General features: G+C 32.7%; 26 protein-coding genes. 13 read left to right on the forward strand and 13 right to left on the reverse strand.

Going from position 1 to position 23069, the window contains the following annotated elements:
- The first annotated feature begins 120 nt into the window (after positions 1 to 120).
- The 3 genes from OZP11_RS06365 to OZP11_RS06375 all read left to right on the forward strand — a co-directional run bounded on the left by OZP11_RS06365 (position 121) and on the right by OZP11_RS06375 (position 2981).
- Positions 121 to 867 (forward strand): glycosyltransferase family protein, encoded by a 747-nt coding sequence (locus tag OZP11_RS06365; RefSeq protein WP_281234386.1) that lies wholly within the window; start codon positions 121 to 123, stop codon positions 865 to 867.
- 273 nt (positions 868 to 1140) lie between these two features.
- A complete protein-coding gene (locus tag OZP11_RS06370) occupies positions 1141 to 2205 on the forward strand; it encodes a glycosyltransferase family 9 protein (protein ID WP_281234387.1) in 1065 nt (354 codons plus the stop codon).
- 2 nt (positions 2206 to 2207) lie between these two features.
- Positions 2208 to 2981, forward strand: a complete 774-nt coding sequence (locus tag OZP11_RS06375) for a glycosyltransferase family 2 protein (RefSeq protein ID WP_281234388.1) — start codon at positions 2208 to 2210, stop codon at positions 2979 to 2981.
- Here the strand turns inward: OZP11_RS06375 and OZP11_RS06380 are convergent.
- Positions 2978 to 3745, reverse strand: a complete 768-nt coding sequence (locus OZP11_RS06380) for a Kdo domain containing protein (protein ID WP_281234389.1) — start codon at positions 3743 to 3745, stop codon at positions 2978 to 2980. The genes OZP11_RS06375 and OZP11_RS06380 overlap by 4 nt on opposite strands.
- 80 nt (positions 3746 to 3825) lie before the next feature.
- Here OZP11_RS06380 and OZP11_RS06385 point away from each other — a divergent pair, with 80 nt between their 5' ends.
- Together OZP11_RS06385 and OZP11_RS06390 are read left to right on the forward strand one after the other, a co-directional pair.
- Positions 3826 to 4902 (forward strand): glycosyltransferase family 4 protein, encoded by a 1077-nt coding sequence (locus OZP11_RS06385; protein ID WP_281234390.1) that lies wholly within the window; start codon positions 3826 to 3828, stop codon positions 4900 to 4902.
- A gap of 61 nt (positions 4903 to 4963) precedes the next feature.
- Positions 4964 to 5935 (forward strand): WaaS/CpsH family glycosyltransferase, encoded by a 972-nt coding sequence (locus OZP11_RS06390; protein WP_281234391.1) that lies wholly within the window; start codon positions 4964 to 4966, stop codon positions 5933 to 5935.
- 95 nt (positions 5936 to 6030) lie between these two features.
- On the opposite strand, the gene OZP11_RS06395 is transcribed toward OZP11_RS06390, so the two are convergent.
- Positions 6031 to 6897, reverse strand: coding sequence for a hypothetical protein (locus tag OZP11_RS06395; protein WP_281234392.1), 867 nt, complete (start codon positions 6895 to 6897; stop codon positions 6031 to 6033).
- Positions 6898 to 7016: 119 nt separating this feature from the next.
- Here OZP11_RS06395 and OZP11_RS06400 point away from each other — a divergent pair, with 119 nt between their 5' ends.
- A complete protein-coding gene (locus tag OZP11_RS06400; RefSeq protein ID WP_281234393.1) occupies positions 7017 to 8024 on the forward strand; it encodes a glycosyltransferase family 2 protein in 1008 nt (335 codons plus the stop codon).
- A gap of 7 nt (positions 8025 to 8031) precedes the next feature.
- Here the strand turns inward: OZP11_RS06400 and OZP11_RS06405 are convergent, their stop codons facing one another.
- The 7 genes from OZP11_RS06405 to OZP11_RS06435 form a co-directional block, all read right to left on the reverse strand.
- On the reverse strand, positions 8032 to 8997 hold the full coding sequence (locus OZP11_RS06405) for a glycosyltransferase family 2 protein (protein WP_281234394.1): 966 nt from the start codon (positions 8995 to 8997) through the stop codon (positions 8032 to 8034).
- An 81-nt stretch (positions 8998 to 9078) separates the two neighbouring features.
- A complete protein-coding gene (locus OZP11_RS06410) occupies positions 9079 to 9714 on the reverse strand; it encodes a PglD-related sugar-binding protein (RefSeq protein WP_281234395.1) in 636 nt (211 codons plus the stop codon).
- Positions 9714 to 10724 (reverse strand): ketoacyl-ACP synthase III, encoded by a 1011-nt coding sequence (locus OZP11_RS06415; protein ID WP_281234396.1) that lies wholly within the window; start codon positions 10722 to 10724, stop codon positions 9714 to 9716. Before OZP11_RS06415 ends, OZP11_RS06410 begins: the two co-directional genes overlap by 1 nt.
- A 6-nt stretch (positions 10725 to 10730) precedes the next feature.
- Positions 10731 to 11474, reverse strand: a complete 744-nt coding sequence (locus OZP11_RS06420; RefSeq protein ID WP_281234397.1) for an SDR family NAD(P)-dependent oxidoreductase — start codon at positions 11472 to 11474, stop codon at positions 10731 to 10733.
- Between the two features lie 5 nt (positions 11475 to 11479).
- Positions 11480 to 12562 carry an aromatic ring-hydroxylating oxygenase subunit alpha gene (locus tag OZP11_RS06425; protein WP_281234398.1) on the reverse strand — a complete coding sequence of 361 codons (1083 nt, stop codon included), beginning with the start codon at positions 12560 to 12562 and terminating at the stop codon, positions 11480 to 11482.
- Positions 12559 to 13614, reverse strand: coding sequence for a 3-oxoacyl-ACP synthase III family protein (locus OZP11_RS06430; RefSeq protein WP_281234399.1), 1056 nt, complete (start codon positions 13612 to 13614; stop codon positions 12559 to 12561). Before OZP11_RS06430 ends, OZP11_RS06425 begins: the two co-directional genes overlap by 4 nt.
- A 4-nt stretch (positions 13615 to 13618) precedes the next feature.
- Entirely contained in the window at positions 13619 to 13849 is a 231-nt protein-coding gene (locus OZP11_RS06435; protein ID WP_281234400.1) for a phosphopantetheine-binding protein, read from the reverse strand.
- A gap of 250 nt (positions 13850 to 14099) precedes the next feature.
- Here OZP11_RS06435 and OZP11_RS06440 point away from each other — a divergent pair, with 250 nt between their 5' ends.
- Both OZP11_RS06440 and OZP11_RS06445 read left to right on the forward strand, forming a co-directional pair.
- The gene (locus tag OZP11_RS06440; RefSeq protein WP_281234401.1) at positions 14100 to 15176 is read left to right on the forward strand and encodes a DegT/DnrJ/EryC1/StrS family aminotransferase; all 1077 of its coding nucleotides are present in this window, start codon (positions 14100 to 14102) and stop codon (positions 15174 to 15176) included.
- Between the two features lie 38 nt (positions 15177 to 15214).
- Complete coding sequence (locus OZP11_RS06445) at positions 15215 to 15787, forward strand: L-threonylcarbamoyladenylate synthase (RefSeq protein ID WP_281234402.1); 573 nt, start codon at positions 15215 to 15217, stop codon at positions 15785 to 15787.
- 107 nt (positions 15788 to 15894) lie between these two features.
- On the opposite strand, the gene OZP11_RS06450 is transcribed toward OZP11_RS06445, so the two are convergent.
- Entirely contained in the window at positions 15895 to 17019 is a 1125-nt protein-coding gene (locus OZP11_RS06450) for a cysteine desulfurase family protein (RefSeq protein WP_281234403.1), read from the reverse strand.
- Positions 17020 to 17106: 87 nt separating this feature from the next.
- Between OZP11_RS06450 and OZP11_RS06455 the strand changes: the two genes are divergently transcribed.
- Positions 17107 to 18093, forward strand: coding sequence for a hypothetical protein (locus tag OZP11_RS06455; RefSeq protein ID WP_281234404.1), 987 nt, complete (start codon positions 17107 to 17109; stop codon positions 18091 to 18093).
- Positions 18094 to 18220: 127 nt separating this feature from the next.
- Here the strand turns inward: OZP11_RS06455 and OZP11_RS06460 are convergent, their stop codons facing one another.
- Positions 18221 to 18772, reverse strand: a complete 552-nt coding sequence (locus OZP11_RS06460) for a DUF8465 domain-containing protein (RefSeq protein ID WP_281234405.1) — start codon at positions 18770 to 18772, stop codon at positions 18221 to 18223.
- Positions 18762 to 18947: a hypothetical protein gene (locus OZP11_RS06465; RefSeq protein ID WP_281234406.1), complete on the reverse strand. Its 186-nt coding sequence runs from the start codon at positions 18945 to 18947 to the stop codon at positions 18762 to 18764. The genes OZP11_RS06460 and OZP11_RS06465 overlap by 11 nt, the downstream gene beginning before the upstream one ends.
- A 123-nt stretch (positions 18948 to 19070) precedes the next feature.
- On the opposite strand from OZP11_RS06465, the gene OZP11_RS06470 reads away from it, so the two are divergent.
- Positions 19071 to 19337 (forward strand): DUF2752 domain-containing protein, encoded by a 267-nt coding sequence (locus tag OZP11_RS06470; protein ID WP_281235506.1) that lies wholly within the window; start codon positions 19071 to 19073, stop codon positions 19335 to 19337.
- Between the two features lie 5 nt (positions 19338 to 19342).
- On the opposite strand, the gene OZP11_RS06475 is transcribed toward OZP11_RS06470, so the two are convergent.
- Positions 19343 to 20053 (reverse strand): DUF1003 domain-containing protein, encoded by a 711-nt coding sequence (locus tag OZP11_RS06475; protein ID WP_281234407.1) that lies wholly within the window; start codon positions 20051 to 20053, stop codon positions 19343 to 19345.
- 191 nt (positions 20054 to 20244) lie between these two features.
- Here OZP11_RS06475 and epsC point away from each other — a divergent pair, with 191 nt between their 5' ends.
- The 3 genes from epsC to OZP11_RS06490 all read left to right on the forward strand — a co-directional run bounded on the left by epsC (position 20245) and on the right by OZP11_RS06490 (position 23015).
- Entirely contained in the window at positions 20245 to 21036 is a 792-nt protein-coding gene (gene epsC, locus OZP11_RS06480; RefSeq protein ID WP_281234408.1) for a serine O-acetyltransferase EpsC, read from the forward strand.
- Between the two features lies 1 nt (position 21037).
- On the forward strand, positions 21038 to 21925 hold the full coding sequence (cysM, locus tag OZP11_RS06485) for a cysteine synthase CysM (protein ID WP_281234409.1): 888 nt from the start codon (positions 21038 to 21040) through the stop codon (positions 21923 to 21925).
- A 103-nt stretch (positions 21926 to 22028) separates the two neighbouring features.
- Positions 22029 to 23015 (forward strand): aldo/keto reductase, encoded by a 987-nt coding sequence (locus OZP11_RS06490; RefSeq protein WP_281234410.1) that lies wholly within the window; start codon positions 22029 to 22031, stop codon positions 23013 to 23015.
- The last annotated feature ends 54 nt before the right edge of the window (positions 23016 to 23069 follow it).

Consider the following 23069-nt stretch of genomic DNA (forward strand, 5'->3'; position numbering starts at 1 on the left):
ATTTGATTCTTTCTCACAAATAGTATGGTACATAAGAAAAGGAAGCCTGCTTATTATATTTTTTAAAAATTTTTCTTACAAAATAAGAATTTTAATATTACTTTTGCACAAAAAAAGAAGATGAAACGCTATAAAGTAAGTATTGTAGTTAATATAACTGGCGATAATGAAGAAGAAATAAATCAAAATCTTAACAACCTATCATTTGCTGACGAAATAATTGTAATTACTAAAAATCCGGGAAACTTAAAAACAGAATCAATTACTCTTTTTCTCATTTACGCCAGTCATGAATTAGAAAAAGCACAACAAGAAGCAATTAGACTTGCGCAAAATGACTGGATAATGTTAGTTGATTCAAATCACTTTATAACTGATGACCTTAAGGAAGAAATTATACAAAAAATAAGCAGACAAAATTATATTAACTCTTTTTATGCTAAGGAAATTTTATTTTTCTTTGGCAAATCAATACAATTTGGAGCATTTTTTAATAAGAGAAAAATGTTTCTTTTAGATCGAAGCAGGTATTGTTTTGAAGAAAAAAAAACGATGTCAAATTTTTTATCTAATAAGTCTGCAACACTAAAAAGTAAAATAAATCTAAATTCGTACTCAAACTTTGACGATTACAATTGTAAATTAAACGAAATTAGAAAAGAAGAAGCCTTACTATTATTTAAGCAAAATATCAAACCTAATTTCTATCACTTTCTTTTTAAACCATTTTTTAGTTTTATAAACCAATATTTCTTAAAACTTGGTCTTGTTGATGGTCGAGAAGGATTTATACTTGCCTATATAAATTCTTTTTCAATTCTAAAAAGATACCTTGTTTTATGGCTTCTATATAAAGATATGGACTAACTATTGCACAGATTAAAAAAACAAACACCATTTTAAAATCAATTTTATTGCAAATAAAAACCTGTATCATAAAAAATAAAAAAAACTGTTTCATAATACAAAATAATCATAGTAGAATTATTTCATTATCGTCTTGCTTTTTTCTTAGATCAAATTTATAAAATCAAAAATCTTGTATAAACTCATTCTTTCATTCTTTTAAAATTCCTTTATAAAATAACAGGAATTTGGATTTTTTTGCTTCATTTGCAAACTTATTACAACACTACATAAATGAAGATACTTGTAATCCAACAAAAAATGATAGGAGATGTTTTGATTAGCAGTATTATATGCAATAATTTGCGTACCGCTTATCCAGATGCCCAAATTGATTATTTGGTTTACGCTTCGACCACTCCGGTTTTAGAAGGAAACCCAAATATTGACAACATCATTTTATTTGAAGAAAGACATCGTAAAAGCAAAAAAGAGTTATTAAATCTTGGTTTTCAGATTCGAAATGAAAAATACGATATTTTAATCGATGCTTACTCGAAATTAGAAAGCTGGATTCTGGTATTTTTAAGCAATGCCAAAAGAAAAATATCATACAAAAAACCGGGCAGAAATTTTCTTTACACTAATAATGTTCCTTTTGAACCTTTTCCTAAAACCAATTTAGGTTTAGCTATTGAAAGACGTCTTTCGTTATTAGAACCTTTAGATTTAAAAATAAACATCGATCCTATTCCTAAGTTATTTATTTCTGAAAAAGAAAATCACGATGCATTGGCTTTATTTGAAAAACATCAGGTTCGAAAAGACAGGAAAACTATAATGATCAGCCTTTTAGGAAGTGAGAAACTAAAAACATATCCTTTAGGATTTATGTCCAAAGTTGTTGATTATATTGCTGATAATGCCGATGTAAATATCCTTTTTAATTATTTCCCTAAACAATTAGAAGATGCTAAAGCCGTTCTTAATGCGTGCAAACCTTCAACACAGCAAAAGATTTATTTTGATCTATTAGGCAGTGATTTACGTTCTTTTATTGCTATTATGAATCAGTGCGACGTAATTATAGGAAACGACGGTGGTGCCATAAATATGGCGAAGGCATTAGAGAAACCTTCGTTTATAATTTTTTCTCCTTGGATCGAAAAGAAAATCTGGGCTACTTTTGAAGATGGCATTCATCATCTTTCTGTACATTTAAAGGATTACCGTTCGGATTTATTTGCTAATAAATCCGAAAAAATGCTGAAGAAAGAATCTTTGTCTTTGTATCAGGAATTTAAACCTGAGTATTTTGAAAATCAAATTAAATCATTTCTGGAAAAAAATATAAACTAAAAATGATTTCTTCTTCTCAAAACCAACTTTTATCGGCTTTACTTATTACGTATAACGAAGAATCAAATATTAATGCGGTTCTGGATAATCTGGCTTTCGCCGATGAAATAATTATTGTCGATTCTTTCAGCTCCGACAAAACTTTTGAGATTGCTTCGACTTACAAAAATGTAAAAATTGTACAACGTGCTTTTGATAATTTTGCTCTTCAGCGCAATTACACTATCAATTTAGCTTCAAACCCGTGGATTCTTTTTATTGATGCCGATGAAAGGGTTACACCGGAGCTTTTACAGGAAATAAAAACGGTAATTCAACAAAAAAAAAGCGCATCGGCTTATTTTATGTACCGGGATTTTATTTTTGAAAACAAAAAACTGCGTTACAGCGGCTGGCAGACAGATAAAATTATTCGTCTTTTTAAGAAAGAAGACGCCAGTTACAACCTGAATAAAATTGTACATGAAAAGTTAATTGTAAAAGGAGAAATTAAAACCTTAAAAAACAGGCTTACACATTATTCGTATTCTAATTACGAAGATTATAAAAGAAAAATGATCTTCTACGGAAGATTAAAGGCACAGGAAGAACTGGTAAAAAACACCAAGCCTAACTTTTTTCATTTCCTGATCAGACCGGCTTATCAGTTTCTGAACCAGTATATTCTGCGTTTTGGATTTTTAGACGGAAAAAAAGGCATTATTATCTGTTATCTAAATGCCCTGAGTGTTGCAGAACGTTTTAACGAATTAAAAAAAATCAGATCAGGGAATTAAGATTTCCAGAATTTCAGTTTTTTCTTTAATCGTTTCTTTCTGGCAAATTCTTCCTGAAAATTAACAGTTGCCTGCCACATTTTTTCAAAAATCTCTTCCTCAGATTTAACAGTATAAAACTTTGAATATTCATTACTCATCGTTTTAATCATTTCCTGTTTGGGCGTTAATCGGCTGAAATTAACCATACGCTGTTCAAAACTCATATCAGCATGAAAATTCATTCGGTTTAAATCAACCAGAAAGAAATCATATTTATCGTCCTGAACTTTTTTAATTAAAGTATTTCCGGGAGAATGATCTAAGAACTCCACACCTTTTTCGTGCAGATCAAAAGTAAATTTGGTGAATTGTCTCAGTATATTTTCATTGTCCGGATATTCCGGAATTTCAACCAGTTCTCTGTAAGTAAGTTCAGTTATCAAATGCTCGCTGGCATAATAACTGTCCTTTAAACCTATAAAATTAAAGTTTTCAAGATACGCAATGGGCTGCGGGGTTCCAATACCTTTTTCTAACAAAATAGTCGCGTATTCAAACGAGCGTCTGGCTTTGGATTTTCTGAAATATTTATAAGCAACTTTGTTTACAATGTTCGGAATTTTGAACGATTTTATATTAATCGTCTTCTCATTCAGTGTAAATAATTTAATTTTATTTCGATCGCCATTCCCAAACAAATTTCCTGAATTATTAAAATTTTTAATCGTATCCAGAATAGATTCTGTACTGGTTTCAAAAACGGGATTTACTTTAAAATTCATTAGTATATTTTTATTAACCACAAAAATACATATACAATCTAACACTTCAAATTAATATTGTATTTTCGTAAAAAAAAAGGATGTCACAAGAAAAGACTGTGTTTCTAGAAACTCATAATATAAACAACAGAGCTACCGGTTTAGGGACTTTCAATTATGAATTAATCAAAGGATTATCTCAATTAGAATTTGAAAACCTGAAATTAACATTAAATGCTACTGATACAAAACTTCTTGAAAGTGAATTTGGCAGCATATTCAATTACAATAAATACAGTAACTTATCGAGAATGAAATTTTTCAGAATCCGTAAAAAGTACGATTTGTGGCATTCTGTAAATCAAAATATAAAAGTTGAACCTTTTTCTACAACCAAATATCTACTAACTATTCATGATGTGAATTTTGCTGAAGAAATATCTTCTGATCACAATCATAAGAAAAACAAGCTTTTTATAGAAAAACTAAACAAAGCGACTGCAATTACCTATATATCTGAATTTGCAAAAAAACAAACGCATCAGTACTTTAATGTTCCTAACGTTCCTGAGCATGTTATATACAACGGAAATCCGATCACTGAAATACTTGATACGTCTTCATATACAGCAAATGTCCCGGTTGATAAACCATTTTTTTATACTATTGGTGATTTTATAGAAAGAAAAAATTATGAAGCTATTATTACTATGATGAAGTTAATAAAAGATCATAATTTGATTATTTCAGGTAATAATGATAAGAAATACGGAGAAAAAATAAAGCAGTTAATCAGCGATAACAGTTTATCAAATCAGGTTTTTTTAACCGGAAAAGTGACAGATCAGGGCAAGCAGTTTTTCATGAAAAACTGTACTGCATTTCTTTTTCCTTCAATTAGAGAAGGATTTGGATTACCGCCTATCGAAGCAATGAGTTTTGGTAAACCAACGTTTTTGTCTGACAAAACTTCGCTGCCGGAAATTGGAGGAAACGCCGCAAAATACTGGTCTGATTTTGATCCTGAGTATATGAAAACCATATTGTTTGACGGACTAAACAGTTTTGAAAACAATAAAGCAGAAAATGAATTGCTTTTTAAACAAAGAGCCGCGAGTTTTAACTGGAAAACTGCTGCTTCTGAATACTTAAAAGTCTATAATGAGATTTTAGTATAGTATTATAAATCAATCAACCCCGCTTAACAGATTGAATTATTAAAACTACAAGTCACCAATTATGAATATAACCCTTATAAGTTTAGATAATCTGGGACTTAACGAATATATTTCGTCAAGTCTTATAAAACAAGGACATATTGTACGTCATATAAATTTTAGAGATTACAAATACGAATACCCTTCTTTTTTTCACAGAATTTATAATTTTATTTTGAAAGCTTTTTTCAAGAAAAATTTAAAAACCCAGCATCATGGAAAAGAAATACTAAAGGAATTACAAAAGAACGATCAAATTCAGGATATAATTCTAACTATAAAAGGTGATTTTATTGATCCTCAAAGCATTGCAAAATTTAAAAACTATACTAAAAAATCGATAGGTTTTTTTAATGACAATATATATCGCTGTCCAAAAATCAAAAGAGTTATATCTGGTTTTGATGAAGCTTATTCTTTTGAAAGAGAGGACTGTGAAAATTTCAAGTTAAATTTTGCTCCAAATTGGATTTATACTAAAAATACTTCTTCGCGTAGTGAAATTACTTCAGAATTTGGCGTTTTCAATATTAGCACAATCGACAAAAGACTTTCAATATTAATTCGAATAGCAAGGGAATTAAAATCTAAAAAAATAAATTTCAAGTTTATCGTTTACGATAAAAGCAATAAACACAAAACAGGAGATGACGGCATTACGTATATTAATAAACACATGCCTTTGCATGAAGTTAATGAATATACAGATCGTTCAAATGTATTATTAGATATTCACAGAAAAGGCCAGTATGGTTTAACTTTTAGAATTTTTGAAAGTCTGGGATTAGAAAAAAAGCTCATTACTACTAATCCTGACATAAAAAACTATGACTTCTACAATCCGAATAATATTCTTGTAGTTGACGAAAACAATCCTTTTATACCAGCTTCTTTTTTTGAAAATAAATATGAAAAAATCCCTGATTCGATTTATAAAAAGTATACTGTAGAGGGCTGGATAGAAAATGTAATTTTCAACAATCTAAACAATTAAAACATCTCAATTATATAAATAAAAAAACTGCAAGTTTCGATTAGAAAATTGCAGCTGGAGTTATTTAAAAGTTTATAATCAAATCCTGAAATAAACTATTTTTTCGTTAAATATTTGAACCATTGCCCAAAGTTTTTCTTCCAGATATAGAAATCTGAAGGAAATACATTTTTAAAGTCTAGATTTTCACCTATTTCCGTAAAAGTTGTCCCTTTAACAAACGCCAGTTTTTTCCATTTTTCCGGTTCTATGTAAAAGAAGTTTCGCATACTTTTATAGTTGCTTTCATTTACCGTCTCCCACTTTTGCAAAAATTCTTGTTTGTTGATGTCTGTATCATGTCCCCAGTTATTAAACTTCATTTCAAGTTCTTCTTTGGTTCTTGAAATACATTCATGAAGGACTAAACCTTTATAATAGATAATTCTTTTACGGGTCTGTCTTCCAACTTTATAACTTGGATAATTGGTAGCTACCATTATTTTTGTAGGCTTTTCTACATACAAAATACCACCGTCTACCCTTTTGTACATATTAATCAGGTAAGGCGAAATCTGGATCTGTTTTTTTTCAGGATTATTCAGATAATGGTTTTTAGATTTTAAATACTTAACAAATCCTTTAAAATCCAAAAAGTATTCATCGGCATCAAGCTGAATAAGCCAGTTACCAATCCCCATTCTTTCTGCCAGTATTTTTCTTTCTTGAACCTCACACTGCATACTTGTTAATTCAGGATGGTAAAAGTTTTCTTCGACAAGCTGTATTTTAGAATCAACATCTATTGATTTTAACCAATCGAAAAACTCATTTTGTATAACAAAAGTTTCCCCTTTCCAGGTTTTTCTTTCTTTATCAATTGCTAAAAAAATCGAATCAGAATCTCTATATATTTGAGGAATAGCTATTTTCAACAATTCATAATCATAAGACACCAAAAATCCAACCTGAATTCGTTTCATTTATTTTGTTTTATTAGGGCAAAGATAATAACATTCGGACATTATCAATGAAAATTACATTTTATTTTTTAAGATAATTTTAACTTAAATATTATCTTTGTCATGTTAAAACAAAAATCATGCTAGAACCTGAAATTTCAGTAATAATGCCCGTTTTTAATGCTTCTTCTTTTTTAAAAGAGAGTATTGAAAGTATTTTAAACCAAACTTTTTCAAATTTTGAGCTCATCATTTTAAACGATAAATCCACAGATTCAAGTTTAGATATTATAAAAGAATTACAAGCTAAAGACAGCCGAATTATAGTAATTGACAAAGCTCAGAATGTTGGTCCGGCAAATCTTAGGAATGAAGGTTTTAACGCTTCAAAAGGACAATATATTGCCTTAATGGACGCTGATGATATTGCATTACCTGCCCGTTTTGAAAAACAGCTGGATTTTTTAAAGAACAACCCCGAGGTTGGCGTATGCGGCACCGGGTTTACTTTTTTTGGCGCCGAAAGCAAAACTATTAAACACAGTGAGCATCATGATGCGATAAAAGTTTCCTTTTTACACAGCTGTAACATTGGAAACCCAACCGTAATGCTGAAAAAAGAGGTTTTAGGCGATTTCAAATTTGAAAATGAATATGTTCCGGTTGAAGATTATGATTTATGGAGCAGACTTCTGGCGAAAACAAAATTCTACAACATACCGGAATCTCTTTTAAATTACAGGCAGCATACCTGTAACATCAGCAAAACGAAAATTGAAAACGTAAACCGATCTGTAAGAAAGGTTAAAATAAATCAGTTAAAGAAATTAGGAATCGATCCATCTGAGCCAAATATTGATTTTTACCTGAATGCAGTTTCTTTGCGTAAAAAGCTTTCAGCAGAAGATATTATTGAAACTATAAAAGCTTCGAAGCATATTCTTTCGCAAAATGAAAAAATCGGTTATTTCAATCAGCAAATACTAACGAATCATATCAATAAAGTATTGGTTCGCTCTATTCGAAATGCGGGTAATTACAACCTCTCTTTTTATCGATATTTACAAAAAAATGAAAGTACATTGTTCAGAAGAATCAATGTACTTGACAGAATCATTTTGTTTTTTAAATCTCTGGCGTCAAAATAACTCAGGATCACATACAGGATTTTATATATCGCCACAGATATTTAATTTTTAAAGACAAAGAGGCTTTATCGAGAAATTCGGCAACAGCCTTTTTGGGTTCTTCATCGTTTTTAAATTCTTCACTTCTGCGTAGTTTTAAAGCCTCAAAAGCCGAAGCTTTTAATAATGAAGCTATCACTTTTTTAATATTATTTGTTCTGGCCTGCGGGATGTTTTCAAAAATTTCTTTAATATTTAAATACGACGAATAACGCTGAAAAAACAAGGCTTTTAAGGAGTAAATACCTCCCTGATGCCATCTGTAAACGCCTCCCTGAAAATTCATAAAAGCACCTTTTCCATTAGTTAGAGCAAGCGAATAAAGTGTATTGTCTTTAAAATGAGCATAGTCTTTGAATTTTGAAAAATCTACCGACTCTTTTCTAAAAACACTGGTTAATGTATAAGTGCAATAGGGATTAAAAATAGTATTAAAATCAACGGTATAAACAGAGGATAACGTTTCTTTAAAATCAGTAGCTTCCAGTTCACTTCCTTTTTTTATTAAATAGTCTGTCCAGGTTATTACATATTGACTGTTATTCTCTAAAAAATCTACCTGTTTCTGCAGTTTCTGTTTATCTATCCAATAATCATCACCTTCGCATAATGCAATATATTTTCCTCTTGAGATTGGAAAAGTAATCTCGCTCCAAATATTCACTTTTTGTGAGTATTGATTTTCTTTCTGCAGGATTGGTTTTATAATTAAAGGATATTTATCTGCATATTCCTGAATTACTGCTGCAGTATTATCATTTGATGCATCATCATGAACAATAATTTCAAAAGAAAAATTAGTTTCCTGAATTAAAAAGCCCTTCAAAGTTTCACCTATAAAGTCTCCATGATTAAAGGTAGTGCAGATTATGCTTACTAAAGGCTGGCTCTCATTATTAATCCAATTTGAAACAATTTTATTTTGATCTTTCATTAATAGATAGTATTTGTAATTAAGGCTATAGTTTGATTTGGAAGTCTGTTTTATTGCAAAACCTTTAATAGAATAACTATTTTAAAATTCTATTTTTTTTGCAGGTACGCCAAAAACAGTTGTATTCTCTTTTACATTTTTAATAACCAAACTTGACGCTCCAACTGTTGCTCCTTTTCTAACAGTCACATGAGGAAGGACTGTTGCTCTGGTATTTAATGTAACTTCTTCTTCCAGAATTACAAATCCTCCCGTAAAACTATACGAACTTAAATGAGACCACTTGCAAATTTTAGTATCATGTCCCAATCCAACATATCCTTGTATGGTAACAAAATCTTCTATTACACAGTCATTACTTATATTTGAATACATAAAAACCAGTAAGCCTTTACCAGTAATTGCATTTGTATTTAAATTTGTTGAAGGATGAATTAGATTTATAAACTTTCCTCCTTTTGCTAAAATCAATTCTGCATAATATTTTTTCCATTTTACGGTTCCCAGTGCACAAACAAAAATATCATCTTCCTGAATTTCATAATCTTCTACAGAACCTACTATTTTTGGATAATTTTCAAACCCTTCCAAGGCGTCTGATTTATCATCTAAAAAACCCTTTATAATATACTCAATATTAAAACCTGCGCACTGCAAAGCCAGATCGTAAACTTCACGTCCAAACCCCCTAGCTCCAATTATTATTAAATTTTTCATTAATTACCAATGATTAAATTACAAGCCCCCCAAGAATATCCCACACCAAAACCTGCTAATACAACATTTTTCGCTTCGTTAAATTTCGCCTGTTTCTGGGCTTCATATATTGCTATAGGAATCGTTGATGAAACAGTATTTCCGCAATGTTCCATTGCTATAAAAAACTTATCTTCAGGAATTTTTATTTTCTTTCTTAAATGGTTCAGCATATATTTATTTGCCTGATGAAAGATAAATAAATCAATATCATCTTTTGATAAATCTGACTTTTCTAAAATAGATTCAGTCAATTTAGGAACAAATTCTCCTGTGAAGTTGAAAATTTCAGTTCCGTTCATAAATAGATTCTTATCGTTTCTTATGTTTCCAAATTCATCCTCAATATCTTCATTTTCTGAAACTGGATAACGCATACCGCCTTGTTTTACAATCAGATTCTCTGCACCTTTTCCATCTGTACCAAAAACAAATTTCTCAATAGAACAAAAACCATTCTCACTGGAAATTAAAGTTGCCGCCGAGGCATCTCCAAAAATAGTTTTGTTGCTCTTGTCTTTTGGATGAATGAATTTAGAATAAGTTTCAGCAGTAATCAACAAAACGTTTTGGGCCATTGAGCCCGCAATTAATCCTTTTGCCAAACTCAATCCATAAACAAAACCTGAACAGCCTAAATTAAAGTCCAGAGCGCCAATAGAAGTTTTCAAACCTAACTTTTCCTGAATAATACAGGCTGTTGTTGGTAAAAAATAATCAGGGCTCTGAGTACAGAACAATAAAAAATCTATACTGGATTTATCAATATTATGCTCTTTAAATAATTTTTCTGCCGCTTTCACAGCCATATCCGATGAGAATTCATCAGCCGCACTAATATGACGAGAATTAATACCTGTTTTGGAACTGATTTTTTCAATATCCCATTCCGGGAAATCTTTATTAATCAAATCATTTGACAAAATTGCCTCAGGAAGATAATATGAGACAGCTTTAATATACGCTTTCATTTCTTGTTATATTGTTGAAGTTCTGCCGCCGTCTAAGACTATATTTTGCCCCGTGATCCAGCTTCCAGCTTCTGATAATAAAAAAACAATAGGATTTGCAACTTGAATTGGATCTCCATATCCTAATGGATATTTTTTTTCATCTTCCTGAATTACTTCTAATGATAAATTTTCGATAGATTTTGAAGTTATTTCTGTTTTAACCATACCTGGCGATACACAATTTACACGTATTTTATTTGATGCAAATTCATTTGCCCAAACTTTTGATATGGCGATCAATGCTCCTTTACTGGCAGCATAAATCCCGTTTCCTTTCATACCAAATAATCCGGCAACTGAAGAAACCAGAACAATAGAACTTCCTTTATTAATTTTTTTCTTTTTAAAAATTAAATTAACCAAATAAGCAATTGAATCAAAATTTATACTTCTCATATCATTCATTAACTCCTCTGAATAAAATTTTACAGGAGCAAGTGAGACTATACCTGCCGAATGAACAATTCCGTCAATATTTTCAATTTGATCAACAATAGCTTTGATATCTTCCATTTTAGATAAATCTGCTGCTATAAAAGTATTTCCACTTCCGCATTCTTCAACTAAGTTTTCAAGAAAATCTTTTCGTCTCGCTACTGCTATAAAAGATCCGCCTTGTCTGGCAATTGCCAGGCAAGTTTCGTAACCAATACCTGACGATGCTCCGGTTACCAATATTTTTTTTCCTGATAAATCAAATGGATTCATTTTTCTTACTTTAATTCTTCTTTACTGTTTAAAAACTCATAGTATTTTAAAATTCTAAATTCCTCTTCTCCAAATATTGGGGAATGATCTTTAAAATTTACCAGATTTGACTGAATGTTTTCAATTATCTTTTTATCTTCATTTAAAACTAAATCCAGAGATTCATTAGAGCTATTATTAATAAAGTCAATAATATTTTGTTCTGATTCGTTTAATTCTCTCTCAAATTTTGAAGAAAAATAACGTACTCTTAAATTAGTCTTAGAAGGAGATTCAGGCAGCATAAATCCAAGATAAAATCCTTTTCCTTCGACCGAACTTACAAATGCATTTGGATAAATATGAAAATGAAGATAACCCTGTGTTTTAAAAGTTCTGTCTGTTAAAGATTTTTCAATAATTTTATTTGCCTTAACACCATCTGCTTTTGGAAACTCGCACCAGCTGTGGGCATTAAAAAAATCAAATTTTTCAGGTGCAGCTGAACCAAATCCCATTTTTGCGAATGAATTTTCATGAACAGCTGTACAATGATAGCATTCTAAAACATTTTCAACTAAAAGTTTCCAGTTTACTTTATGTTCAATCGAGTAATCAATTGTTTTTGTCCCAAAATGTCTGCTTATTTCTTCTAAGGGCTGATAAATATTTCCTAGATATTCTTTCAGAGTTTGATTAAAATCTTTGTTAAGTTTTAAAAAAATAAAGTCTCCGCATTCAGCCACTTCATATTCTTTTAATTTCAGTTCGTTTATTTGATCTCTTTCAAATGAATTACGACACATTAAACCTACTACATTCCCTTTTTTTCCGTACTTCCAGTTATGATATAAACAAGATGAGACCCTGTTTCCAAATGATTCTTCATGAATAGTATTGAATCTGTGGAGACAAACATTTTGAAAAGATTTAATAGTACCGTTAAAATTTTGAATGAAAATTTTATTGTCAAAATATTCAAAAGCTACAAAATCATTATTGTTTACTAACTCATTTTTGTGAGCTGCCAGAATCCATGACTCATTTATAAATAAAGATTTTTCTTTTTGATAAACCTCTTCATCTATATATCTTAAATTTTTTATCATATTTCTATTAAATCAGAAATCATCACATTATCAAGTGTTATCTTAGCTGTTCCCCATGACAAACCTACTCCAAAACCACAAACAATCAAATTCTGAACTTTATTTTGTAACGCACTTTGTAATTGAGTCACAATGGTTAAAGGAATTGTTGCTGAGGAAGTATTTCCAAATTCTTTTAAAGAGTATGGCACTTTCTCAATTGGTAATTTCAATTTTTTTACGATCATTTTATTCATCATTAAATTTGCCTGATGAAAAACAAAGTGATCTATATTATTTTTATCAATTTCAAAAGTATCTATAAGTTTATTTACTGTTTTAGGAGCCTGAGAAATCCCAAATCCAAAAACATCCATTCCGTCCAGAATAAGCTGACATCCATTTCTCTCTATTCCCGGAGAAATGGTTTGATATACTAAAGAATCTGCATTAACTCTATTTCTTGATCCCCCGTCATTTACAATTATGGCTTTGTAACCTGAACCATCTGTACCTAAATCAAATAAGATACTTTCAGCTTTTTCATCAAATTCAAATGCAGTTGCGCTTCCGCCGTCTCCAAATAGAGGAACAGTGCTTTTGTCTGTTTTTGAAAGTAATTTACTGCTGGTGTCTCCCGCTAAAAGCAATCCTTTTTTTAATCCGCAAGCCTTCATCATTCCTGCAATAATGGATAAACCATAAACATATCCAGAACAGCCCAGCGGTACATCAAAAGCAATACAATTTGTAGATAACCCTAATCTGTCCTGAAGTATTGCCGCTGAAACGGGCAGGATGTAATCTGCGGTCTGAGAAACAAAAACCAAAATTTCTATTTCTTCTTTATTCCAGCTTAAATCATTGACTAATTTTTCAGCAGCCTCACAGCATAGATCAGATGTGCAAACCTTGTTTGTTACTATTCGTCGTTCTTCAACACCTGTAACTTCGATGAATTTCTGAATTTCTTCTTCTGTCAATATATCCAAATCAATATTGCGTTCCGTATTTTTGGGAACACAACAAGAGATCCCTCTTATAGCAACATTATTTAGCGAAAAAGCAGCCATTTAGTTACGCTTTACTTTTAATTATTTCAAAAATATCGTTTAATGAATTTGAAGATTTAATATCATCTCCTGTCAATTTCACTGAGTATTCCTCGTCAGCCATTGCTATCAAAGACAATGCTGTTAATGAATTCCATTCGTCTAAATCTCTAAAAACAGTATCATGTTTAATTAATGCAATATCTGTATCATCTAAAAGATCCGCAAAATTTTGCAAAAAAGTGTTGATTTCCATAGTATTCTTAAATTTATTTGTATTTATTAATTTATTGATTGTGTGTTGAATCAGCAGAAATAACTTAATTTCATTTACTCTCAAACCTAAAACACTGTCTGTCAATTACGTTTCATAACATCACAAGTGCTTAAATCGTTATAATAGCAGCTAATGGTTTATATTAAGCTTTCTTTTCCTAATTTTACCGCACAAATATAACAATAGTTTGCCCTTAAAGATAAATAAACCTTCTAAATCTCGAATTAAAATGATCAATGTAACCAAAACATTTTTACCCCCGCAAGAAGAATACAATTCTTATGTAAAACGTGCCTGGGACAAAATTTGGCTTACAAACAGAGGCGAACTTACTATTGAACTGGAAGACAAACTAAAAAGCTTTCTGAATGTTTCGCACCTTACTATAACTAATAACGGTACAATCCCTCTGCAAATTGCATTGAAATTATTTGGCAAAGGAGGCGAAATCATTACAACCCCATTTTCGTATGTAGCTACTTCGGCCGCAATTGTATGGGAAAATTGCACACCTGTTTTTACAGACATACATCCGGAATATTTAACGATTGATGAAACTAAAATAGAAGAAGCTATAACCTCAAAAACAACTGCTATCCTGGCAACTCACGTTTTTGGGAATCCTTGTCATTTAAACGAAATTGAGAAAATCGCCAAGAAACACAATTTAAAAGTAATTTATGACGCAGCACATTGTTTTGGTGTAAAATACAATAAACAATCTGTATTTAATTTTGGCGATGTAAGCACCTGCAGTTTTCACGCTACTAAAATATTCCATACCGGAGAAGGCGGTGCCATGTTCTGTAATAATGATGAAATACATCATCAATTATATTACAGTCATAATTTTGGACACAACGGTCCTTTGGCCTTTCATGGTCTCGGAATCAACGCTAAAATTTCGGAATTACAGTCAGCAATGGGACTCGCAGTGTATCCTTATCTGGATCATATTTTTGAAGAAAGAAAAAAGGTTGTCGATTTTTACAATAAAAATTTAGACCTGAACAAAATTCAGGTTTTAAAAATAAGAGAAAATACGGAGTGGAATTACAGCTATTATCCGGCTGTTTTTGATTCTGAAGAAACCCTCCTTAAAGTTACTGAAGCTTTGGGAAAAGAAAACATCACACCAAGACGTTATTTTTATCCGTCCTTAAATACAATTGAATACACAAAAGGCCAAACAATGCCGGTATCTGAATCTATTGCTTCAAGAGTACTTTGTTTACCGCTTTATGTTGGGCTTTCGACTGAGGATCTGGAAAAAATAGTGCAAATTATAAATTCACAAATCAAATAATCAGGATTCGTTTCCGGATTATTAAAAATATTTCAATTATGAATCAGGATATAAACACCGAAGTTCACAATGCCCACGAAGTAATTAAAGACGGAGGCATTATACTTTACCCAACTGATACAGTCTGGGGAATTGGCTGTGACGCAACAAACCCGGATGCTGTTGCCAAAATATACAAGCTGAAACAACGTGCCGAAACACAAAGCATGATTGTTTTAATGAACGGCGAAAAAATGATGTACAACGTTTTTAAAAACATACCCGAAGTTGCCTGGCAGATTTTGGATTTATCCGAAAAACCAACAACCTTAATTCTGGACGAAGCGAGAAATGTGGCACACAACATCATCGCAGCCGACAAATCCCTTGGAATCAGACTGGTAAAAGAGCCTTTTTGTTACAAACTTATGGAAAGAATGAAAAAGCCTTTGGTTTCGACTTCGGCCAATATCTCGGGCCAGCCTACTCCTATGTCGTTTAAAGATATTAACCCTGAAATCATCAATGGAGTCGATTATGTTGTAAAACTAAATCAGGACAAAACAGCCGGAAAACCATCTACAATTATCAAATTAACAAATGACTCACAGGTTAAAGTGATTCGCAAGTGATTTTAGATTAAAAAAATGCGGACCAAATTTGTAATTTGATCCGCATTTTTTCTTTATTCTATTTTCTTTGCACTCTGCCACTTTGTGCCTAAAAACGTAGTATCTTCCTAAACCACCTTCAAACATTCAATCAGCCAGTCAATATCTTCTTTAGAATTATAATGACTAAACGAAATTCTTAGGTTTGGAAGTTTTAAATCTTCTGCCGAAAGCATTTCTTTTAAAACATGTGAAGGTTTTATACTTCCGGACTGGCAGGCGCTTCCTCTTGAAACCGCTATTCCTTTCATATCCAAACTAAATAAAAGCATCGAAGTCTTATCTGATGAAAAAGGCAGGGTAATATTGATGATATTATAAAAATCCTCTTTTTTACCATTGATTTTAAAGCCCGGAAAATTGCTTTCTAATTGCTGAACCAAATAGGATTTAAGATCTGAAATATGCGTTCTTTCTTCATTTAAATTTTCATAAGAAAGAGACAGTGCTTTCGACATCCCGGCAATTTGGTGTACAGCTTCTGTGCCTGCACGAAGGCCTTTTTCCTGTTCTCCGCCAAAAAGCAGCGGCTGTAAGCCCGAATTTTTACGAATAAAAGCAAAACCTGCGCCTTTTGGTCCATGAAATTTATGGGCACTGGCCAGAATAAAATCAACTTCGGTTTTTTGAAGATCGATTTCGGTTTTACCAACCGACTGAACGGTATCTGAATGAAATAAGGCATTGTATTGCTTACAAATAAGCGAAACACGCTCTAAATCTAAAACTGCTCCTGTTTCGTTATTAACATGCATCAGGCTTACAATTGTCTTTTTTTCTTCTGAAAGCAGATTAGACAAATGCGTTAAGTCGATCGTTCCGTCTTCGTTTACATTAACATAATCGACCTGAATATTATAATCAGACTGTAATGCCAAAACGGTATACAAAACAGCATGATGTTCTATTTTTGAGGTAATAATGCGTTCTGTTTTCAGATCTTCAACCACCGATCTCAAAATCCAGTTATTGGCTTCTGTACCACCGGAAGTGAAGATAATTTCCTGAGCTGTACAGTTTAAATGTCTGGCTATATTTTTTCGGGAAAGTTCTAAAATGGTTTTGGCATTTCGCCCAAAACTGTGAGTTGAAGACGGGTTCCCAAAATCTTCTGCCATAACTTTAGTCATTTCCTGAATCACTTCAGGACGCATGGCAGTTGTAGACGCATTATCAAGATATACTTTTTTCATTATTGCAAAGTTATGAAATATCAATTGTGAATTCTTAAATATCATTTGTCAAATTTTTCACTATTTTTGGCACAAATAAAATCTACGATGAAAAAATATGCTTGCCTATTAGTACTGGCGCTTTTATTAAATGGTTGTGATGACGGCGATCTTACGGTTGATACGATCGATTTTGACTCTGTTCAAACAGCTTCGACTTGTGACAAAACTACTAATGCCTTAATTTATAAACTAAAAAGCCAGGAATCTTTATTAATTCAATTACCTCAGAATACTATTGAAAATAATCCCAGCGATGTAGGCAGCCCCAGACAATACACAATTGACAATACAAACTATCGTGTAGTTTACAGAGCTTATAATGGTGCTGTTGCAACGGCAAATATCTGTGGGGTAATCCCTCCAAGTACCCCTGTTGTGACTGCAGAGTGGCAGGCCTCAGGAGGTATAATTGAAATTGTAACTACACAGGACTTAGGAGATCCAAGTGCTACTGATGGCGGTACTAGAATTAGAGGATATAATCATGTCATTACTTTTAAAAATATCACCTATCAAAAGCCAGGAACTCCTCAAACATATGTAGAAGAGGACTTTGGTACTTTTAGAACAGATCCTGAAAATTTAAACTTCACTTTTGCAGAAACTGCAAAACAATGTTCTGATAAAAAAAATGTTTACAATTTTAATACGACTTCGTATATGATGGTTGATAATCTTGATCCTACCCTTATTGTAAAAGAAGAAGGAACAAGAAGTGCAAATATTACTACAACTACCAATAAATTAGCTTATACTACTTTTAAATCTGGAACAGGAACTCTTACTGAATCTTATTTTTGCCAGTCACCTGTACCTTCAGCTCCAAATGTTTTTGGAACATGGGAATCTTCTCCAGCCACTCAAGGAACAATTGAAGTTACAACAACAAAAGCAGGTACTACTAATATCATTTACACACATACCATTACATTAAAAAATGTAACTCTTAAAAAAGATAACAGTAACTTTTATTTAGCTAATAGTTTTCTTTTAGGAACTATTACCGAAACCTCAACGGCGCAGAAAAAATAAGATTTCTTCAAAATTAATTCCTACAAAAAAACGTCTGTTTTCACAACTGATTCCCATTAAAAATCAGATAGAAAAACAGACGTTTTTTATGTTTAAAAGACCACCTTTGCAACCACAAAAAAATATTTTATTTCGTATTCTGGCGAATATAAACTTCTGTTGCGCCTAAACCATATTTTTGATAATTGGCATCCTGAAAATCAATTCCGTCATAACGGCCTAATAAAAAATCCAGCTCGGCTTTTAAAATTCCTTCGCCTACACCATGAATAAAAACGATTTTAGGAATACGATTTTTAATTGCAAATTCGATATGTCTTTTTGCCGTATCTGTCTGCAGTGTCAAAATATCATAATTAGACATACCGCGTTTATTAGGAACCAGTTTTTCGATATGAAGATCAAATTCAGGCACTGCAACATCACGTTTATCTTTACGCTCCTTTACAAAACTCCGTGGTTTTGGCTCTGTTTTTTCTTTTTTAATTTCTTCTAAATCAATTCTTTTAATAGAATTCATTAAACTACTGGAATCTTGTATTTTAACCAACTCATTGACAAAAAAAGTCATCGAGAATCCATCCTCAGTTTCGATTAAAACTTCGTTATTTTTTACCGAAACGACTGTTCCGTTTATCGCTTCGTCTAAAACCGAAACCTTATCTCCTTTATTCAGCATCCTGATCTTCTTTTTCCTGATTCTTACTTGGTGTTTTGGCACTCAGCTGCATCATTCCGTACATAAAAACGGCAATTGCAACTACCATTATATAGATGTTTTTGCGGTCAGAAACCTGCTCATAAAGCGCGACTGAGATCGCAAGAATCATTATTAAAATTTTAAAAGCTTTCATTTTTTAAAGTTTAAGATTCCAAAAGTATAAAACTTTAAAACAACAGTCTGCCTCTTCTGAAATGTTATCGGATATTTTTTTGTAAAATTGCAGAAAAACAAACTCATGAATCCGGAGCATTTTATGATTCCCTGCCTCTTTAAAAAACTCTTCGAAATAGAGTGTCTTGGCTGTGGTTTTCAACGGTCATTATTCTTACTTTTTCAGGGCGAGTTTTCAGCTGCTTTTAAAATGTATCCGGCAATTTTTACGAGTCTACTATTTCTGATTTTTTGCGCTTTGCATTTTTTGGATAAAGCCGGAAATTATCAAAAAATAATCTGGAAAATGGCGACTATAAATATCGTTTTTATGATTGGCGGCTATTATTACAAACACTTTTATCTGTAACTTTTTTAGTCTTTTTCTTTTTTAATCTGATTCAGAATATCGTTCATCATCTCCATCTGCACCTTCTGAATTTCGATTAATTCCTGCTGCTGATGCATAATTAAATGGTCCAGTTTATCATGAATAATCCGGATTTCAAGTTCTGATTTCAAGTTAATCATATAATCTTTTTTGGCACGATTCCGGTCTTTTTCTTCCTGACGATTCTGACTCATCATAATAACAGGAGCCTGCAGCGCCGCAATACAAGACAAGATCAAATTGAGCAGGATAAACGGGTAAGGATCAAACCCCTTGTTCATCAAAATATAAACATTTGAACCAATCCATACGGCAATAAAAACCACAAACGAAATAATAAAAGTCCAGCTTCCGCCAAAATCGGCTACTTTATCGGCTATTTTTTGCCCAAAACTCCGCGTTTCGTCTTCATCTTCGGCAAGACTGACTATTGATTTGTCATCTTTTAAAGAAGCAATAACACTCTTTTCTATATCCGACAGCATTCCGATTTCTGTTGACAAATAATTCGAAATATATTTTTGACGGTATTCGTTCAATTCCTGAACAGAAATACAATCATCATCACAAAAAGACGGATGCTCTTTTACAATCAGATTTAAGATTGGATCATGGATAGATTTTCCGCAGATTTTCTCACTTTCGGGAAAATCTATATTAGAAATTGCGCTTTTAAAAGTTGGATTATTTTTCATTTTTGGCCTGTTTTATCTGCTAATTTACACAATTAAGTTCTTAAGAATCATATAAAAAAATGCATTTTACAGATCTTTAATTTATCACAAATGAGATTATCCCACCAAAATTTCTTTACCTCATTTATGCCCTTATTTACAAAAAACGACTTAATTTTAGCGTTTTAAATTATCCACTCAATTTTTTAATTGTGACAAAAGACACTATCATACAAAACATAAAGGCTTTAAAGAGTCATTCTAACATAAATTACGGTATTAAAACCAAAACTGAAGACTTTACAGAAAAGCTTTTTTACACCCTTTTTGATTCGAATGCAGCGCTTGACGAAAGTATTGACGAACTTGAAATACGATTTAAGGAAATCGCTGTTCTGGCCTGTAAAAAACCACAGAATTTATGCGGATCAATCTGGGACAGATTTGTCGAAAAATTACCGGGTGTTTTAGAAAAATTAAATCAGGATGCCGAATATATCTTAGAAAATGATCCGGCTTCAAACAGCATTGATGAGGTTTATTTAGGGTATCCCGGCTTTTACGCCATTGCCATTTACCGATTAAGCCACGAGCTATACAAATTAGATTTGCTGCTATTCTCCCGACTTATGAGCGAATACGCGCACCGAATTACCGGAACGGATATTCACGCAGGTGCCGACATTGCCTCTCCGTTTTTTATCGATCACGCTACGGGAATCGTAATTGGCGAAACAACAGTAATTAAAAAGCATGTTAAAATTTATCAGGGGGTAACATTGGGTGCTTTGAGCGTAAGCAAAGAGATGAAAAATGCTAAAAGACATCCAACTGTTGAAGCAAATGTATGCATTTATGCCAATGCCACTATTCTGGGAGGTGAAACCATTATTGGAAAAAACAGCATTATTGGCGGAAATGCCTGGGTAACCAAATCGATTCCAGAAAATTCTATAGTTATGAATACCACTACAACTGAAGTTAAAATAAAAGAAAAAAAATAAAATGGGTCCACAGAAATTAATAAACCTGATTGGAAATACACCCTTGATGGAAACAGTCAATCTGGTTAAAAATAAAAACGTAAAACTTTTACTGAAACTCGAAGGCAATAATCCGGGAGGCAGCGTAAAAGACCGTGCCGCTTATAATATGATTGCCGCCGCTGTTGAAAGAGGCGACATTAAAAAAGGAGATAAATTAATTGAAGCAACGAGCGGTAATACTGGTATTGCCCTTGCGATGATTGCGCAGTTATTCGGGATAGAAATTGAACTGGTTTTACCGGAAGATTCTACAAAAGAAAGAACACAAACCATGCGTGCGTATGGCGCAACCGTAATCCTGACTCCTGCCGATGAAGGAATCATTGGTTCAAGAGATTATGCTGATAAAAAAGTGGCTCAGGGCGGTTATTTGATGCTGAACCAATTTGCAAACGATGACAACTGGAAAGCACATTATAAAACCACAGGACCTGAAATCTGGAACGACACCGAAGGAACTGTAACCCACTTTGTTTCGGCTATGGGAACTACGGGAACCATTATTGGAACTTCGACTTATTTAAAAGAAAAAAATCCGGCGGTTCAGATTATCGGCGCACAGCCAAGCGACGGATCTCAGATTCCAGGAATTCGCAAATGGCCTCAGGAATATCTGCCGAAGATTTTTGATGCTTCAAAAGTAGATACTGTTGTAGACGTAAGCGAAGAAGAAGCCAGAGCCATGACCAAAAGATTAGCCATTGAAGAAGGCGTTTTCGCCGGAATGAGCAGCGGCGGTTCTGTTGCCGCAGCTTTAAAAATTGCCGAAAAACTGGAATCAGGCGTTATTGTTGCTATTATCTGCGATCGCGGTGATCGTTATTTGTCTTCGGATTTATTTGATTAAAAAAAGGAACAAAGTGACAAAGTTACAGAGGTGTAAAGTTTATAAACTTCCCTAAGAAACCTTTGTCACTGTGTACCTTTGTATCTTTGTAACTAAAAAAGAAATGAACTACAGAAAACTAGGAAAAACAAATTTTAATATCTCAGAAATCTCTCTTGGAACCTGGCAGGTTGGTGGAAAATGGGGATCTGGATTTAATGATAAAACAGCCGATGAACTTATAAACACGGCAATCGACAACGGCGTTAATTTTATTGATACTGCCGATGTTTACGAAAACGGATTAAGTGAAACTGCTGTGGGCCGTGTAGTACGTTCCCGTTCTGAACGTATTTATGTGGCTACCAAATGCGGACGCCAGATTAATCCGCATATTAATGAAGGATATCAGCCAAAAGTACTTCAGAAATTTGTTGAAGACAGTTTAAGAAGAACCGGATTAGAAACTCTGGACCTGATTCAGCTGCACTGTCCTCCTACTGACGTGTATTATCGTCCTGAGATTTTCGAACTTTTTGACCGCTTAAAAGAACAGGGCAAAATTCTAAATCTGGGTGTAAGTGTCGAAAAAGCAGAAGAAGCACTAAAAGCAATTGAATATTCGAATATAACCACGGTTCAGATTATTTTTAATTTATTCCGTCAGCGTCCGTCACAATTATTCTTTTCAGAAGCCCAAAAGAAAGATATCGGGATTATTGCCCGCGTACCTCTTGCAAGCGGACTTTTAACGGGTAAATTTGACTCAAAAACTACTTTTGATGCTCAGGATCACCGTAATTTTAATCGCAACGGAGAAGCTTTTGATAAAGGTGAAACTTTCTCAGGTATTGATTATGATCTGGGTTTAAAAGCCGTACAAGCTTTAAAAGATTTATTTCCCGGCACTGAAAACCTGGCGCCGATTGCTTTGCAATGGATTTTGAGTTTTAATGAAATCAGCTGTATCATTCCGGGTGCTTCAAAAGAAAGCCATGTACTTTCTAACTTATCGGTTTATGATTTGCCGAAATTAAGTGAGGAAAAAATTTCAGAAATGAATAAAATTTACGAAGAATATATCAAACCTTCTGTACATCATCTTTGGTAGATTTTTTTAAAGACACTAAGACTAAGTTCTGAGCTGCTTTCCCGACAGCTGCCG

Source organism: Flavobacterium gelatinilyticum, assembly GCF_027111295.1.
GTDB lineage: Bacteria > Bacteroidota > Bacteroidia > Flavobacteriales > Flavobacteriaceae > Flavobacterium > Flavobacterium gelatinilyticum.